Below are 16,619 nucleotides of genomic sequence, written 5' to 3'. Positions count from 1 at the left end.
GGGAATAGACCGGCGCTTCTAGGGCCGGCGCGCGGCGTGGCGCAGCGGGCCGCGGCACGCGGTCGGCGGGATTTACCTGCTCCCGGCGAGGGCGAGCACTTCGGCGGCGGAGATCATCGCGGCCGCGTTCGCGGGCGCCGGGCGTTCGGCCGGGCGGAACACTTCGTCGCCGCGATGGATGACCTGGCGCGACAGTGCGCAGGTGCCGGTGCGTTGCGCGAAGCGGCGGCGCCAACGCTGTTCGCCGTAGTGACAGCGGCCGGGTTCGACCCAGCGGACGACGAGCAGCGTATCGGACTGTTCGAGGATTTCGACGTGGACGTCGGCGGGATCGAGCGCAGGCAGGGAATTGGAGGCCTTCATTTGCCGTTTCCTAAAGCTCGTGCGGTTTCGGCCGTGGCAGTGGATGTCACTACCCGATGGCGAATCCGTAGCGGTTTCCATGAGTGGTGCGCTAAATGTAAGCGTCTGTGACCGGAAAAAACATCCTGTCTGGCTCAAATTACCTTTTGCCGAATTAGAAACAATCCACGCTCGTTTTTTTGGGATCCACGGACAAAAACGCCCCGGACGGAAAGTCCGGGGCGGGAAATCGGCCCGCGCGCCGTGTCTGCTCGCCCAGTCACGGAGTACATCGCCGGGGGACGGAGTGCCCGCAGGGATCGAACGCGGGCGGGGTGGCGATGTACCGGAAGCGCGGTCCGGCAACGCCATGATGGCGCGTGCATCCCGTTGAGACCCTGACGCGAACATGACTTTTTCGTCAGTTTGGCGCGGCCACCGCGCCGGGCGTGCGCGGAAAAACGGCTGAGAGACCCGCCGGCATTGGGTTTGCGTGAATCCGAAAGCGCGCGGCCAGAGCCGGTCGAGCGCCGGATATTCTTGTCCACCCGCCGGATTTACCCGCTCGGGTAAATACTGAATCCCAAATTCGTGACAAACGGGCGATCACTTCCTATCATTGGTTGGACCTTTAGTCCTTTGTGCCAATCGGCCGACCGGTGGCCGGCTTTTCGGGAGACGTGCTCATGAGATTGCAGGGCAAGCGTGCGCTGGTGACGGCGGCCGGGCAGGGCATCGGCCGCGCGACCGCGCTGCGGTTCGCAAGCGAGGGCGCCGACGTGCTGGCGACCGACATCAACGAAGCCGCGCTCGCGCGGCTCGCGGCCGACGCCGAACGCGCGGGCGGCCGGCTGACCACGCGGCGGCTCGACGTCACCGACGCGCAAGACGTCGCCGCGCTCGCCGCGAGCGAACGCGCGTTCGACGTGCTGTTCAACTGCGCGGGCTACGTGCATCACGGCTCGATCCTCGACTGCGACGACGACGCGTGGGCGTTCTCGCTGAACCTGAACGTCACGTCGATGTACCGGCTGATCCGCGCGCTGCTGCCCGCGATGCTCGAAGCGGGCGGCGCGTCGATCCTCAACATGGCGTCGGCCGCGTCAAGCGTGAAGGGTGTGCCGAACCGCTTCGTGTACGGCACCACCAAGGCGGCCGTGATCGGGCTGACCAAGGCGGTGGCCGCCGATTTCGTCGGTCAAGGCATTCGTTGCAACGCGATCTGCCCCGGCACGGTCGAGTCGCCTTCGCTCGAGGCCCGTATTACCGAGCAGGCGCTGAAGCAGAACACGACCATCGACGCGGTGCGCGCCGCATTTGTCGCGCGTCAGCCGATGGGGCGCGTCGGTACGGCGGACGAGATTGCCGCGCTGGCAACCTATCTGGCATCCGACGAGTCCGCATTTACCACCGGCGCCATTCACCTGATCGACGGCGGCTGGTCAAACTGACCGTGTCAAACTGACCGCGCCTTCCTCCCTACTTTCCGTTCAGACAACCCCATGAAACTGCTGAGATTTGGCGACAAACACCATGAAAAACCGGGCCTGCTCGATGCGCAGGGCCACATCCGCGACTTGTCCGGCGTGATCGACGACATCGCCGGCGACGCGCTGTCGCCGGCCTCGCTCGCGCGGCTGCGCGACATTCCGCCGTCGTCGCTGCCGCTCGTCGAAGGCACGCCGCGGCTCGGCGCGTGCGTCGGCCGCGTCGGCAAGTTCATCTGCATCGGGCTCAACTATTCCGATCACGCGGCCGAATCGGGGATGGAAGTGCCGAAGGAGCCGGTCGTGTTCGGCAAGTGGACGAGCGCGATCTCGGGGCCGAACGACGACATCGAGATTCCGCGCGGCTCGGAGAAGACCGACTGGGAAGTCGAGCTCGGCGTGGTGATCGGCCAGGGCGGCCGCTATATCGACGAAGCCGACGCGCTGTCGCACGTCGCGGGCTACTGCGTCGTGAACGACGTGTCGGAGCGCGAATACCAGCTCGAACGCGGCGGCACGTGGGACAAGGGCAAGGGCAACGATACGTTCGGGCCGCTCGGCCCGTGGCTCGTGACGGCCGATGAAGTGCCCGATCCGCACGCACTGCGGCTGTGGCTCGATGTCGATGGCCACCGCTACCAGAACGGCTCGACCGCGACGATGGTGTTCCGCGTGCCGCACCTGATCAGCTACCTGAGCCGCTTCATGAGCCTGCAGCCGGGCGACGTGATTTCCACCGGCACGCCGCCGGGCGTCGGCCTCGGGCAGAAGCCGCCCGTCTACCTCCGCGCCGGGCAGGTGATCACGCTCGGCATCGACGGGCTCGGCGAGCAGCGCCAGCGCACCGTGCAGGCCTGATTTCCTTTAACGGACGGTTCGTCATGCCTATCATTCGATCGATGCGCGTCCTCGACGTGCGCTTTCCGACCTCGCGCCAGCTCGACGGCTCCGATGCGATGAATCCGGACCCCGATTATTCGGCGGCCTATGTCGTGCTCGAAACCGACCGCGACGGGCTCGAAGGTCATGGGCTCACGTTCACCATCGGGCGCGGCAACGAAATCTGCTGCGCGGCGATCGACGCAATGCGCCACCTCGTCGTCGGCCTCGACCTCGACTGGATTCGCGAGGACATGGGCCGCTTCTGGCGGCACGTCACGTCGGACAGCCAGTTGCGCTGGATCGGCCCCGACAAGGGCGCGATCCACCTGGCGACGGGCGCCGTCGTCAACGCGGTGTGGGATCTGTGGGCGAAGGCGGTGGGCAAGCCGCTGTGGCGGCTCGTCGCCGACATGAGCCCGGAGGAACTGGTGCGCGCGATCGACTTCCGCTACCTGACCGACTGCCTGACGCCGGACGAAGCGCTCGACCTGCTGCGCCGGCAGGCGCCGGGCAAGGCCGCGCGGATCGCGACGCTGGAGCGCGACGGCTACCCGTGCTACACGACGTCGGCCGGCTGGCTCGGCTACAGCGACGACAAGCTGCGCCGGCTGTGCCGCGAAGCGGTGGAAGCGGGGTTCGACTACGTGAAGCTGAAGGTCGGCGCGAACCTCGAGGACGACATCCGCCGCGTGACGATCGCGCGTGAGGTAATCGGCCCGGATCGCAAGCTGATGATCGACGCGAACCAGGTGTGGGAAGTCGACGAGGCGATCGACTGGGTGCGCGAGCTCGCGTTCGCGCGGCCGTGGTTCATCGAGGAGCCGACGAGCCCCGACGACGTCGAAGGGCATCGCAAGATCCGCAAGGCGATCGCGCCCGTGCAGGTCGCGACCGGCGAGATGTGCCAGAACCGCGTGCTGTTCAAGCAGTTCATCGCGCGCGGCGCGATCGACGTCGTGCAGATCGACGCGTGCCGGCTCGGCGGCGTGAACGAGATTCTCGCGGTGATGCTGATGGCCGCGAAGTACGGGCTGCCCGTGTGCCCGCATGCGGGCGGCGTCGGGCTGTGCGAATACGTGCAGCACCTGTCGATGATCGACTACGTGTGCATTTCCGGCACGAAGGAAGGGCGCGTGACCGAATACGTCGATCACCTGCACGAGCATTTTGTCGAGCCGTGCGTGGTGCGCGGCGCGGCGTACATGCCGCCGACGGCACCCGGTTTCTCGATCGAGATGAAGCCAGAATCGCTGGAGCAGTACCTGTTCCGCGGCTGAAGCACGGCGACGCACGACGCACGTTGTACGACGCGCGTCGTGCGCGGCGAAAACATGAACGACGGAGACGCGAAGTGGATTTGAACCTGCAAGACAAGGTCGTGATCGTGACCGGCGGTGCATCGGGCATCGGCGCCGCGATCTCGATGCGGCTCGCCGGCGAAGGCGCGATTCCGGTGGTGTTCGCGCGCCACACGCCCGACGACGCGTTCTGGCGCGAGCTTGTACAGAAGCAGCCGCGCGCCGTGTGCGTGTCGGTCGAGCTGCAGGACGATACGCAATGCCGCGATGCGGTCGCGCAGACCATCGCGCGCTTCGGCCGCATCGACGGCCTCGTCAACAACGCGGGCATCAACGACGGCATCGGCCTCGACGCCGGGCGCGACGCATTCGTCGCGTCGCTCGAGCGCAACCTGATCCACTACTACGTGATGGCGCACTACTGCGTGCCGCACCTGAAGGCGACGCGCGGCGCGATCGTCAACATCTCGTCGAAGACGGCCGTCACCGGGCAGGGCAACACGAGCGGCTATTGCGCGTCGAAGGGCGCGCAGCTCGCGTTGACGCGCGAATGGGCCGTCGCGTTGCGCGACGACGGCGTGCGCGTGAACGCGGTGATCCCGGCCGAAGTGATGACGCCGCTTTACAGGAACTGGCTCGCCGGCTTCGACGATCCCGATGCGAAGCTCGCCGAAATCGCCGGCAAGGTGCCGCTCGGCAAGCGCTTCACGACGGCCGACGAGATCGCCGACACGACCGTGTTCCTGCTGTCGGATCGCGCATCGCACACGACGGGCCAGTGGCTGTTCGTCGATGGCGGTTATACGCATCTCGACCGCGCGATCGGCTGAATGCACCGGAACCCCGACCCCATGCAACCCGACCCGAACCTGAACGCCGCGCCGCCGCTGATTGCGTTGAGCGGCATCGGCAAACGCTTTCCGGGCGTGCAGGCGCTCGACGACTGCCGTTTCGACCTGCATGCCGGCGAAGTGCATGCACTGATGGGCGAGAACGGCGCCGGCAAATCGACGCTGATGAAGATCCTCGCGGGCGTGTACCAGCGCGACGACGGCGAGATCCGGATGGATGGCCGCGCGGTGGAGATCGCCGATCCGCGCACTGCGCAGGCGCTCGGGATCGGAATCATCCATCAGGAACTGAACCTGATGAACCATCTGAGCGTCGCGCAGAACATCTTCATCGGCCGCGAGCCGCGCGGCCGCTTCGGCGTGTTCGTCGACGAAGACAAACTGAATCGCGACGCGGCCGCGATCTTCCAGCGGATGCGACTCGATCTCGACCCGCGTACGCCGGTCGGCAGGCTGACGGTCGCGAAGCAGCAGATGGTCGAGATCGCGAAGGCGCTGTCGTTCGACTCGCGCGTGCTGATCATGGACGAGCCGACCGCCGCGCTCAACAACGCGGAGATCGCCGAGCTGTTCCGCATCATCCGCGACCTGCGCGCGCACGGCGTCGGCATCGTCTACATCTCGCACAAGATGGACGAGCTGCGCCAGATCGCCGATCGCGTGACCGTGATGCGCGACGGCAAGTACGTCGCGACCGTGCCGATGGCGGAAACGTCGATGGACGCGATCATCGCGATGATGGTCGGCCGCCAGCTCGATACGGAGCACCGCACGCCGCCCGACACGTCCGCGAACGACGTTGCGCTCGAAGTGCGCGGGTTGTCGCGCGGCCGCGCGATCCGCGACGTCGGTTTCACGCTGCGGCGCGGCGAGATACTCGGCTTCGCGGGGCTGATGGGCGCGGGCCGCACCGAGGTCGCGCGCGCGGTGTTCGGCGCGGACCCGGTCGACGCGGGCGAGATCCGCGTGCACGGCAAGACCGTGACGATCCGCACGCCGGCCGACGCGGTCGCGCACGGGATCGGCTACCTGTCCGAGGATCGCAAGCACTTCGGGCTCGCGGTCGGGATGGACGTGCAGAACAACATCGCGCTGTCGAGCATGCGCCGTTTCGTGCGCCGCGGCGTGTTCCTCGATGCACGCGAAATGCGCGACACCGCGCAGGCGTACGTGCGGCAGCTCGCGATCCGCACGCCGTCGGTCGCGCAGCCCGCGCGGCTGCTGTCGGGCGGCAACCAGCAGAAGATCGTCATTGCGAAGTGGCTGCTGCGCGACTGCGACATCCTGTTCTTCGACGAGCCGACGCGCGGCATCGACGTCGGCGCGAAAAGCGAGATCTACAAGCTGCTCGACGCGCTCGCCGCCGACGGCAAGGCGATCGTGATGATCTCGTCGGAACTGCCCGAGGTGCTGCGCATGAGCCACCGGATTCTCGTGATGTGCGAAGGCCGCGTCACCGGCGAATTGCGCGCGGCCGACGCCACGCAGGAAAAGATCATGCAGCTCGCGACGCAACGCGAGTCGACCGTATTGTCCTGATTCAGACGCCTACCCGATCATGTCCAACGATACGCATCCCGTTCCGCCCCTCGCTTCCGGCGATTCGCCGGCCGGCGCATCCGGCTTCCGCGCCCGCTTCTTCAACCCGGCCGCGCGGCAGAAGCTGCTCGCGTTCGCGAGCCTCGTGCTGCTGATCGTGTTCTTCAGCATCGCGTCGCCGAACTTCCTCGAAGTCGACAACCTCGTCACGATCCTGCAGGCCACCGCCGTGAACGGCGTGCTGGCCGTCGCCTGCACCTACGTGATCATCACGTCGGGCATCGACCTGTCGGTCGGCACGCTGATGACGTTCTGCGCGGTGATGGCCGGCGTCGTGCTGACGAAGTGGGGGATGCCGCTGCCGCTCGGGATCCTGGCCGCGCTGCTGATCGGCGCGCTGTCCGGCTGCGTGTCGGGCTTCGTGATCGCGAAGATGAAGGTGCCGCCGTTCATCGCGACGCTCGGCATGATGATGCTGCTGAAGGGGCTGTCGCTCGTGATCTCGGGCACGCGGCCGATCTACTTCAACGACACGCCGGGCTTCACGTCGATCGCGCAGGATTCGCTGATCGGCAACCTGATTCCCGCGCTGCCGATTCCGAACGCGGTGCTGATCCTGTTTCTCGTTGCGGTCGGCGCATCGATCGTGCTGAACCGGACGATCTTCGGCCGCTACACGTTCGCGCTCGGTAGCAACGAGGAAGCGCTGCGGCTGTCCGGCGTGAACGTCGACGCGTGGAAGATCGCGGTTTACACGTTCAGCGGCGCGGTGTGCGGGATCGCGGGGCTCCTGATCGCGTCGCGGCTGAATTCCGCGCAGCCCGCGCTCGGGCAGGGCTACGAGCTCGATGCGATCGCGGCCGTCGTGATCGGCGGCACGTCGCTGTCGGGCGGCGCGGGCAGCATCGTCGGCACCATCATCGGCGCGTTCATCATGAGCGTGCTGACCAACGGCCTGCGCATCATGTCGGTCGCGCAGGAGTGGCAGACGGTCGTGACGGGCGTGATCATCATCCTCGCCGTCTACGTCGACATCCTGCGCCGGCGGCGCCGTTGACGTGCGCATGCATCCGCTTCACCGCCGGCATGGCCGGCATCCCAGCAGATACCAACCAAGGAGACGCGAAGTGATCAGGAGCAAGGTGTTGAACGCGATCGTCGGGCTGACGTTCGCAGTGGGCGTCACGGCCGGCGCGCAGGCGCAGGAAACCTATATCCCGTTGATCTCGAAGGGCTTCCAGCACCAGTTCTGGCAGGCCGTGAAATCGGGCGCGATGCAGGCCGCGAAGGACTACAAGGTGAAGGTGACGTTCGAAGGCCCCGAGACCGAGGCGATGGTCGACAAGCAGATCGACATGCTGTCCGCCGCGATCGCGAAGAAGCCGGCCGCGCTCGGCTTCGCGGCGCTCGACAGCAAGGCCGCGCTGCCGCTGCTGAAGAAGGCGCAGGCCGAGAAGATCCCGGTGATCGCGTTCGACTCGGGCGTCGACAGCGACATCCCGGTGACGACGGCCTCGACCAACAACAAGGCCGCCGCGTCGCTCGCCGCCGACAAGCTCGCCGCGCTGATCGGTGGCGAAGGCGAAGTAGCCGTGGTCGCGCACGACCAGACGAGCCGCACCGGCATCGACCGCCGCGACGGTTTTCTCGAACGGATGAAGGCGGCGCACCCGAAAGTGAAGGTCGTGACCGTGCAGTACGGCGAAGGCGATCAGTTGAAATCGACCGAGGTGACGAAGTCGATCCTGCAGGCGTATCCGAAGCTCAAGGGGCTGTTCGGCACCAACGAAGGCTCGGCGATCGGCGTGGTCAACGGCGTGCGTGAGATGAAGCGCAAGGTCGTGATCGTCGGCTACGATTCCGGCAAGCAGCAGAAGGACGCGATCCGCAGCGGGCTGATGGCCGGCGCGATCACGCAGAACCCGGTCGGGATCGGCTACAAGACGGTCGAAGCGGCCGTGAAGGCGATCAAGGGCGAGAAGCTGCCGAAGGTCATCGATACCGGTTTCTATTGGTACGACAAGACCAATATCGACGATCCGAAGGTCGCGGCGGCGTTGTACGACTGATTGGCGTGTCATGGCGTCGCCGCACGCGGCGGGTAGCGTGTGCGGCGGACGCGGCGGCGAGTGACGGCATGTGACGGCATGTGACGGCGGAGCACGAGGACACCATGGGCGCAGTGCGTATCGATTCCCATCAGCACTTCTGGCGTTATCGCGCGGCCGACTATCCGTGGATCGGCGCCGGGATGGGGGTGCTCGCCCGCGACTACCTGCCCGACGCGCTGTGGCCGCTGATGCACGCGCAGGCGCTCGGCGCGTCGATCGCGGTGCAGGCGCGCGCCGGGCGTGATGAGACGGTGTTCCTGCTCGATCTCGCGCACGACGATGCGCGCATCGCGGCGGTGGTCGGCTGGGAGGATCTCGGCGCGCCGCAGCTTGCCGACCGTATCGCCGAATGGCGCAGCCCGAAGCTGCGCGGCTTTCGTCACCAGGTGCAGGACGAAGCCGACGTGGGTGCATTTGTCGCGGATGCCGGTTTCAATCGCGGCGTCGCGTGGCTGCAGGCGAACGGCTATGTATACGACGTGCTCGTGTTCGAGCGCCAGTTGCCCGACGTGCGCGCGTTCTGCGCGCGGCACGACGCGCACTGGCTCGTGCTCGACCACGTCGGCAAACCCGCGCTGGCCGAGTTCGAGCGCGACGAAACCGCGCTGCCGCGCTGGCGCGCGGCGCTGCGCGAACTGGGCGCGATGCCGCATGTCGCGTGCAAGCTGTCGGGGCTCGTGACCGAAGCCGACTGGCGGCGCGGCCTGCGCGCGCAGGACATCCGGCATATCGAGCAGTGCCTCGATGCGGCGCTCGACGCGTTCGGGCCTCAGCGGCTGATGTTCGGGTCGGACTGGCCCGTGTGCCTGCTTGCCGCGTCGTATGACGAAGTGGCGTCGATCGTCGAGCGCTGGGCCGAATCGCGGCTGTCGGCCGCCGAGCGCAACGCGCTGTGGGGCGGCACGGCCGCGCAGTGTTACGGGGTGCCGGCGTGAGTGCGCGGCTTCGTCGGACGAATGCCGGCGGGCACCGTGGCATATCGATGGTTGCAGCCGCATCGATGCGCAGGCCGGCGCACGGGCCCCGGCATATAAAATAGGCGCGAACGGTCTGCGCGATTCGTCGGACCGAAACCGATTACCAGCGTCAAACGTATGTCCATCCAGCCGATTCAGAACCGCCGCCTCTACCAGCAGATCGCCGACAAGCTCAGTGCGATGATCGAGTCCGGCGATTTTCCGCCGGGCAGCTATCTGCCGCCCGAGCGCGAACTGGCCGAACAGTTCGGCGTGTCGCGCACGTCGGTGCGCGAAGCGCTGATCGCGCTCGAAGTGAGCGGGCTCGTCAGCGTGCGCGTCGGCGATGGCGTGAAGGTGCGCCACCCCGAAACGGCTGCCGCACCCGAACCCGATGCGAATGCCGCGCCGTTCACGATCGTCGAGATCGATCCCGAACTCGGCATTGCGCTCGACCTCGACACCGAAATCCCGCCGTTCGCGCTGCTGCAGGCGCGCCGGCTGATCGAGCCGGAAGCCGCGTCGCTTGCCGCGAAGCACGGCTCGGACGAGCAGATCGAAGGGATCCACGAAGCGTTCCTGCGCAATCAGGACGACAACCGCAGCGGCTCGCTCACGCATCCGGGCGACCGGCTGTTCCATATCCGCATCGCGGAAGCGAGCGACAACCCCGCGTATGCGCTGATGATCAAGCAGTTGCTCGCGCACAAGTACGACCTGATGTTCCAGCGGCTGCAGTCGCTGTACATGCCGAACGACATGCCGCACCGGTCGGAACTGGAGCACCGCGCAATCCTCGACGCGATCCGCGCGCGCGACCCGGAGGCCGCGCGCCGCGCGATGGCCGACCATCTCGACGAAGTGATCCGTATCTTCGGCCGCGCGCTCGACTGAGCGCGTGCGGGCCCGTGGCCTTCGCCGCTGCGCGCGCGTGATGGCGGAACGGTGGCTCATCGCCGTTTACGATTTCGGCCCCGAGCATTGCACCGAGGTCGCGCGTCTGTCGGGTGCAGCGATCCGCCAATCGATCAGGCGGATAGTGATCGATTGGCGACAGTGACGATTCATCGACGTCCGTGGTGCGTTATCGATCAGCGGTGCACCCACCTGTCGGAACGCGCTGTCGGAAATTCGAGTCGATAGCTGATCCGGACAGGCAAAAGTCATCAAATTTCTTTGTCCGGTCTCCGCCGGTACCGCTCAAATCCGGGGCGTACCTATGAAAAATATCTCCCGTTCATTTTCTGAATTTCACAACTTTTCTGAACGATTCGTGGTTTCATATAAATGATGGATTTTTATCTGTAAAGCACTTCATTGGTTAATAAAATAATGATGAAGGGGCATTCGGTAGCCTGGCGCACACACGCAAAAATAATTTTGTCCTAAATATGAATGTGAGCGGAGTAAATGCCAAGCAGGTTCTGATGCGACGGCATTTCGGTGTGGCGATTTCGCTGCCGCGGCAAGTCGAATGCGGCGGGAGTCTGTCGTTGCGATGACGATGCCGCCTTATTTCGTTTGAGTGTCGACCTATCTTTGATCGATTGAATGTGATCTCGTTATGCGGCGTCGATCATTCGGAGGAAATCGATCGTATCCGGATGGAAATGATGCGCGACCGATCGCTGTCCAATAAATGGAGGTGGTGCCGTGCGAAAGTACGAACAAAACTCATCGACAGTCAGTAACTCGCGGAGGTCATTTCTCATTTGGGTTCCTGCTTCGCTGTTGATGACGGCTTGCGGCGGAGACGACAGCGGATCGAATCCGGCGTCTTCGAAAAAAATCATGGCCGCGCTGTCAGGGCCTGCCGGAACGACGTGGAGCGGGATGGGCAAGGGCGGGATTTTCATTCAATCGCCGTACTCGACATCGGGCAATTTCGAACTTCTCGCCGGCGACGAATATGGCATGTTGCACTGCCTGACACGCGAGAGCGGCAATGGTGCTCAATGGATGGTCGCTGTCGGCGACGGCATCGGATCCAAGAGCAGCATCACCGGGTATTGCCAAACGTACAGCACGAATTACACGAATGTCGAGGCTGCGGTAGTCGATGCCGGCGCGGTCAAGACATACTTCCGGGGGCAGGGCGCGCCCTGGACGGCTCACAAGACGATATCGATCGGCGATGCGCAAGGATTCCCTGCCTACCTTCAATCGAATCGAGGTGGCGCGCTGCAGCTGGAGCTGGTGGTGGGCATGAGCCGCGGCGGCATGGCTCATTATTGGAGAGACGACAAAGACAATTTCACTTGGAAGCTGTCGAATATTTTCGGCAGCGGTCAGGTGAAGGGCGTTGCCGTCATTCAGGGCAATTACATCGGGCCCGACAACAACGCGAATCTCGAACTGGTCGCGTGGGTGGACGATCGTCTGGAATCCTGGTGCTGCGAGGGGCGTGCCTGGAGAAAGCTCGGCAATATCGCCGGCGGAGGTATCGCGGGGGTGCCCGCGCTGCGCCAGAGCAACTACGGAACCAAAGGGAACTTTGAGGTGCTCGTGCCGATCGCCGGCGGCGGCATCGCCCACTATTGGCGCGAGAACGATTCCGGTGGCATCCCGTGGCATTTTGCCGGGACTGTCGGCACGGGGTCCTATGTTGCAGCCGGATTGCTCCAGTCCCAGAACGGCACAAAAGGAGACTTCGAGGCGGTCGGGCTGCGCGCCACCGGTAAAGCAGACATTTTCAGGCGCGGCGACAATCTCGTATGGGAAAACAGCGCGACCGTAGCGCCGTTTTCGGAGGGGGCGGCGGCTGACATTGGCGCATCGTCTCACATAGTCGACGTCAACGTCACCGGTATCAATTCGGTGCTGTTGAAGAGCGGAAGCGTGCTGATGTTCGGCTTCTACAAGGGTGGCTCGGGGAACCAGACCATTCCGGCCTGCATCTGGAATCCGGTCAACGACCAAACGACGGACATCCCGTCCTTCCGCAACAATTTCTGTGCAGGGCAAACGACGATGCCCGACGGGAGAGTGCTGATTGTGGGCGGCCACATCGGGGATACCTTGAAGGATGTCGTGATGTTCGATCCCGGCACCAACACCGCGACGCTCATCGCTTCGATGGCGAAGGGGCGCTGGTACCCGTCGACCACCACGTTGCCTGACGGGCGGGTATTCATCATCAGCGGAACGGAGACCGCGGGCTGGAACACCTCGGTCAACGACACCTGGCAGCTGTATTCCGCCGACGGACTGACATCGCCTGAACCCGTGGTCTCACCGTTCTCGCCTTATTATCCGGCATCGCAGACGCAGATCGACCTGTACCCGTTTCTCTTTACGCTGCCGAACGGGAAGCTGCTCGTGCACGCGAGAAATACGACCCGCTTTCTCGACGTCGGCACCAAGGTGTGGAGTGAGACGCTCCACAAAACCGTCTCCGACAACAGCCGCACCTATCCGTTCATGGGGGGGACGGCCGTGCTTCCGTTGAAGCCGTCGGAGAATTACAGGGTCAGGGTGATTGTGGCCGGTGGCGGAGACAACTCGTCCCAGATCGCTATCGGCAACGATAGCCAATACGACAACAGCTTGCCCGGCATGACCAGTTGCGAATTGCTCGATCTCGGAGAGGCTGCGCCCGCCTGGAGAGCCGTTGGGTCTCTCAATGAGGGGCGGGTGATGTGCGACCTCATCACGCTGCCGGACGGCAAGCTGTTCGTGGTCGGCGGGAACAAAACCGGCAAGGCCGACTACGGACGCGGGCCGACCTATCGGCCCGAGCTCTACGATCCGGCGACGGAAACGTGGACATTGCTCGCGTCCACGAGAATCGCCCGCGGCTATCACTCCACCGCGCTGCTTCTCCCCGACGGACGGGTCGCCATTACAGGAAAGGACGGTGATTTTCAAGGCTCGGGGTTGCAGTACGCCGAGACGCGCGTCGAGATCTTTTCTCCGCCTTATCTTTTCAAAGGGCCTCGACCGGTCATCCAGTCATCGCCCACGTCGATCCACTATGGGAGCGGCTTTAGCGTCAGTTTGTCGAGCGATACCCAGTTGGCGGACGTCGGCTCGATCGTGATCGTTGCTTGCGGCTCCGCAACGCATCAGATCAATTTCTCGCATCGCGTCGTGGAGCTCATCTTCGCCGCGTCGGGCAGTTCGCTTACCGTCACTGCCCCCCCGAACGCGAACGTCGCTCCGCCCGGTTACTACATGTTGTTCGTGATGAGCAAGCTTGGCGTACCCAGCGTGTCGGCGATCTTGCACGTTGCCGCCAGTTCGACGCAGTCTGCCGCCGCGGCACCTGAAGCGTTGACCAGGCAGCCGCGCATGGCGGCTGTTTCCATCGAACAGGCCGGCGCCGCGCCCCGGTGTGTACCGCTGACCGTTGCGGAAAATCGGAAGATCGGCGGTTTGGGCTGAAGGGAAATTGCGATGAACAAAGAAAATGCGAAACGGCGTAGATTGTTAGGTATCCTGCTTTCTATCGCCATGGCAGGGAGGCTGGGCGGCGTGCACGCGTCCACGCCTTTCTATTCCATGTCATTGAGCAGCAACGAATGGAACAAAGGGTTCCGTCTGGCGGATCTGCATGGCCAAACGAGGACGCCGCAGGATTATCGTGGCAACGTACTGTTGCTCTTCTTCGGTTTCCTCAGTTGCCCAAGCATTTGCTCGACGACGATGCTTGAGCTGAGGCGTGCGAAGGAGCTGGTCGGGGCACAAGGCGATAAGGTCAAGATTGTCTTCGTCACGCTGGATCCGGAACGCGACACGTCGGCGGCCATGACCCGCTGGCTTGCCAGCTTCGGTAAGGACAACATCGGATTGCGCGACAGCGAGGAGAATGTCCGGAAGGCTGCGGCTGCATTGAGCCTCGAATACCACCGAGTCGAAGGAGATTTCCACGGATCCTATACTATCGATCACGGGGTTCAGACATATGCTTTCGACCCGCAGGGACGATTGCGACTGATTATCCGAGCCGGCATCGAACCAGAGTACGTGGCAAAGGATATTGTTCAATTGCTTGCCGGTCGTTAGCAAGGCGCAGAGCGATTCAGGCCGCGGCCGCGTGCGATGAAAGTCGCCGTGAGTGCCCACAACCGCTTGATAGTGCACGACGCCGCGACGTGCCTGCGCAGTCGTCGTGGAACGTGCGCGGTTCCGATGGCGGTAACGGGTTCGGTGCGCCGTGCACGCCATGTGCGGCATCGAACGGGCGAGTGCCGCTGCCGCGGCGCGTGCTCAGAAGCGGTCGGCGCGATACGGCGCCGGATCGGTGAAGGGTGTCTCGCCCGTCATCATCTCGGCCAGCAGGCGGCCGGTGACGGGGCCGAGCGTCAGCCCGTGATGGTTGTGCCCGAACGAGAACCACAGCCCGCGATGCGCGGGCGCGGGGCCGATCACCGGGCGCATGTCGGGCGTGCACGGCCGGAAGCCGAGCCACGGCTGCGGGTCGAGCCGCTCGCCGAAGCCGAACACGGGCCGCGCGACGCGTTCCGCGCGTTCGAGCTGCACGCCGGTCGGCGGCACGCCGCGCCGCGCGATCTCGACACCGGTGGTCAGCCGCAGCCCGCGCCGCATCGGCGCGATCACGTAGCCGTATTCGCGATCGACGATCGGCGCCGACGGCACGCCGCGTGCCGACGGCGCGTAGTGCATGTGATAGCCGCGCTTCTCGCGCAGCGGAATCTTGTAGCCGAACTTGCCGAACACCGTGTCGGACCACGGGCCGAGCGCGACGACGACGGCCGGCGCGGCGGCCATGCCGTCCTGCGTGCTGACCTGCCAGCCGGGCGACAACGCGTCGAGGCTCGCGGCGTCGCCGGTCAGCAGCGTGCCGCCGCCTTGCACGAAGAGCTGCGCGTACGCTTTGACGAGCGCGGACGGATCGACGACGCTTTTCGGATCGAGCCAATGCAGCGCGCCGCAGAAGCCGGGCGCGAGGCTTGGTTCGTGCGCGAGCAGCGCGGCGGCATCCAGCGGCGTGATGCCGAGCCCGTGGCGGCGCGCGGTGAGGCCGGCTTCGGCCACGCCGCGTTCGAACGCGGCCGGCGTGCGAAACGCTTCGAGCCAGCCGCTCGCGCGCACGAGTTCCCCGGCGCCGGCCCGCGCGATCAGCGCGTCGTGCTCGACGAGGCAGCGTTCGATCAGCGGCAGCATGTCGCGCGAGGCTGCTGCGTGACGCAGCGGCGCCGATTCCCACCAGAACCGCGCGAGCCACGGCGCGAACGCGGGCAGCGACGCGCTGTGCCAGTAGAGATCGGTCGAGCGGTTCAGCGCATAGCGCATCAGCGTGAACGGGCTGCGCGGGAACGGATACGGTTCGACCGACGAGCGCTCGATCAGCCCCGCGTTGCCGAAGCTCGTGCCTTCGCCGGGCGCGCCGCGATCGACGAGGGCGACCTTGCGGCCGCGATCCTGCAGGTGCAGCGCGGCGGAGACGCCGACGATGCCGGCGCCGAGAACGATTACGTCGAAATCCATCGGTGGTGGTGAAAGACGGTTAGCGGTGCGCTCGCCCGCAGTGCGGTGTGCGCGCCCAGGTTGGAGATCGTTCGAACCGCAAGCATACTCGCGGCGGCGTGGCTTACCAAGGGCAGGGCGCTACGCGACGGGACACGAGCGGGCGTTGCGTGGCGCCTGAGGATCGGCCCGGCGCAGCGGAACGGGAGATTGCACCGGGGCCGGCGTTCCTCGGTGGCGCGCGATGATCGTGCGGTCGAAACAGGCCGGCGCGGCGGAGGTGAAGCGTTTCCGCGTGAACGGCAATGTCTGGATCGCGGCGAACGAGGTGCCGACCGGCGTAGACATGCCGACGGCGTGGCGTGAATTGCTGACCGCACTTGCCCGTGCGCTTGCCGGTCGGCTGATGCGGATGTGGAGATGGGCCGGCGTCGTCGATCGTTTGCCGGCTGTCGCGCAGTTCTTCCGCAACACGCTCATGCGTGCGGCCGTCTTCGAGCGTGACGGTGGCGATACCGTGCTGCTTTATCCCTATTCGATAGCGCGCGACGAGTTGAATGTCTTCATCGGTTATCCGCCGACAGGCGGTAACGCTTGGCACCCCGAATGTGCCACAAAACGATCTGGCGTACCGCCTGAGAGCGTATGAAGTTTGAGCCGGCCGCGCGCCCAATCCGCTGATCAATTTGCCGACGTCGACACGCGATCGGCGTCGCGTACCACG

General features: G+C 65.1%; 15 protein-coding genes. 12 read left to right on the top strand and 3 right to left on the bottom strand.

The features are described from left to right. Positions 1-72 precede the first annotated feature (72 nt). Positions 73-363, bottom strand: coding sequence for a DUF3331 domain-containing protein (locus tag OEJ37_RS10955; protein WP_152858126.1), 291 nt, complete (start codon positions 361-363; stop codon positions 73-75). A 665-nt stretch (positions 364-1,028) separates the two neighbouring features. On the opposite strand from OEJ37_RS10955, the gene OEJ37_RS10950 reads away from it, so the two are divergent. The 9 genes from OEJ37_RS10950 to OEJ37_RS10910 all read left to right on the top strand — a co-directional run bounded on the left by OEJ37_RS10950 (position 1,029) and on the right by OEJ37_RS10910 (position 10,360). Further along, positions 1,029-1,793, top strand: coding sequence for an SDR family oxidoreductase (locus OEJ37_RS10950; RefSeq protein WP_174417563.1), 765 nt, complete (start codon positions 1,029-1,031; stop codon positions 1,791-1,793). Between the two features lie 51 nt (positions 1,794-1,844). After that, positions 1,845-2,687 carry an ureidoglycolate lyase gene (locus OEJ37_RS10945; RefSeq protein WP_263344274.1) on the top strand — a complete coding sequence of 281 codons (843 nt, stop codon included), beginning with the start codon at positions 1,845-1,847 and terminating at the stop codon, positions 2,685-2,687. A gap of 23 nt (positions 2,688-2,710) precedes the next feature. Continuing rightward, positions 2,711-3,988: an L-fuconate dehydratase gene (locus tag OEJ37_RS10940; RefSeq protein WP_263344273.1), complete on the top strand. Its 1,278-nt coding sequence runs from the start codon at positions 2,711-2,713 to the stop codon at positions 3,986-3,988. 74 nt (positions 3,989-4,062) lie between these two features. Next, complete coding sequence (locus OEJ37_RS10935) at positions 4,063-4,839, top strand: SDR family oxidoreductase (RefSeq protein ID WP_174417561.1); 777 nt, start codon at positions 4,063-4,065, stop codon at positions 4,837-4,839. Between the two features lie 21 nt (positions 4,840-4,860). Next, positions 4,861-6,399 carry a sugar ABC transporter ATP-binding protein gene (locus OEJ37_RS10930; RefSeq protein WP_175944099.1) on the top strand — a complete coding sequence of 513 codons (1,539 nt, stop codon included), beginning with the start codon at positions 4,861-4,863 and terminating at the stop codon, positions 6,397-6,399. A gap of 19 nt (positions 6,400-6,418) precedes the next feature. Continuing rightward, on the top strand, positions 6,419-7,456 hold the full coding sequence (locus OEJ37_RS10925; protein WP_263344272.1) for an ABC transporter permease: 1,038 nt from the start codon (positions 6,419-6,421) through the stop codon (positions 7,454-7,456). A gap of 70 nt (positions 7,457-7,526) precedes the next feature. Then, positions 7,527-8,468 (top strand): ABC transporter substrate-binding protein, encoded by a 942-nt coding sequence (locus OEJ37_RS10920; protein ID WP_263344271.1) that lies wholly within the window; start codon positions 7,527-7,529, stop codon positions 8,466-8,468. A gap of 104 nt (positions 8,469-8,572) precedes the next feature. Next, complete coding sequence (locus OEJ37_RS10915; protein WP_263344269.1) at positions 8,573-9,445, top strand: amidohydrolase family protein; 873 nt, start codon at positions 8,573-8,575, stop codon at positions 9,443-9,445. 159 nt (positions 9,446-9,604) lie between these two features. After that, entirely contained in the window at positions 9,605-10,360 is a 756-nt protein-coding gene (locus OEJ37_RS10910; RefSeq protein ID WP_174417558.1) for a FadR/GntR family transcriptional regulator, read from the top strand. A gap of 668 nt (positions 10,361-11,028) precedes the next feature. On the opposite strand, the gene OEJ37_RS10905 is transcribed toward OEJ37_RS10910, so the two are convergent. Further along, complete coding sequence (locus OEJ37_RS10905) at positions 11,029-11,259, bottom strand: hypothetical protein (RefSeq protein ID WP_217442986.1); 231 nt, start codon at positions 11,257-11,259, stop codon at positions 11,029-11,031. Here OEJ37_RS10905 and OEJ37_RS10900 point away from each other — a divergent pair. Both OEJ37_RS10900 and OEJ37_RS10895 read left to right on the top strand, forming a co-directional pair. Next, positions 11,201-13,849, top strand: a complete 2,649-nt coding sequence (locus OEJ37_RS10900; protein ID WP_411859259.1) for a galactose oxidase-like domain-containing protein — start codon at positions 11,201-11,203, stop codon at positions 13,847-13,849. The genes OEJ37_RS10905 and OEJ37_RS10900 overlap by 59 nt on opposite strands. A 69-nt stretch (positions 13,850-13,918) precedes the next feature. Further along, complete coding sequence (locus tag OEJ37_RS10895) at positions 13,919-14,470, top strand: SCO family protein (RefSeq protein WP_411859258.1); 552 nt, start codon at positions 13,919-13,921, stop codon at positions 14,468-14,470. Positions 14,471-14,674: 204 nt separating this feature from the next. On the opposite strand, the gene OEJ37_RS10890 is transcribed toward OEJ37_RS10895, so the two are convergent. Next, entirely contained in the window at positions 14,675-15,916 is a 1,242-nt protein-coding gene (locus OEJ37_RS10890) for an NAD(P)/FAD-dependent oxidoreductase (protein ID WP_174417555.1), read from the bottom strand. Between the two features lie 223 nt (positions 15,917-16,139). On the opposite strand from OEJ37_RS10890, the gene OEJ37_RS10885 reads away from it, so the two are divergent. Next, positions 16,140-16,544, top strand: a complete 405-nt coding sequence (locus tag OEJ37_RS10885) for a hypothetical protein (protein ID WP_263344265.1) — start codon at positions 16,140-16,142, stop codon at positions 16,542-16,544. Positions 16,545-16,619 lie beyond the last annotated feature (75 nt).

It is taken from the genome of Burkholderia sp. BKH01 (genome assembly GCF_025685725.1).
Lineage (GTDB): Bacteria > Pseudomonadota > Gammaproteobacteria > Burkholderiales > Burkholderiaceae > Burkholderia > Burkholderia pyrrocinia_C.
This window is presented reverse-complemented; position numbering and strand designations above follow the sequence as displayed.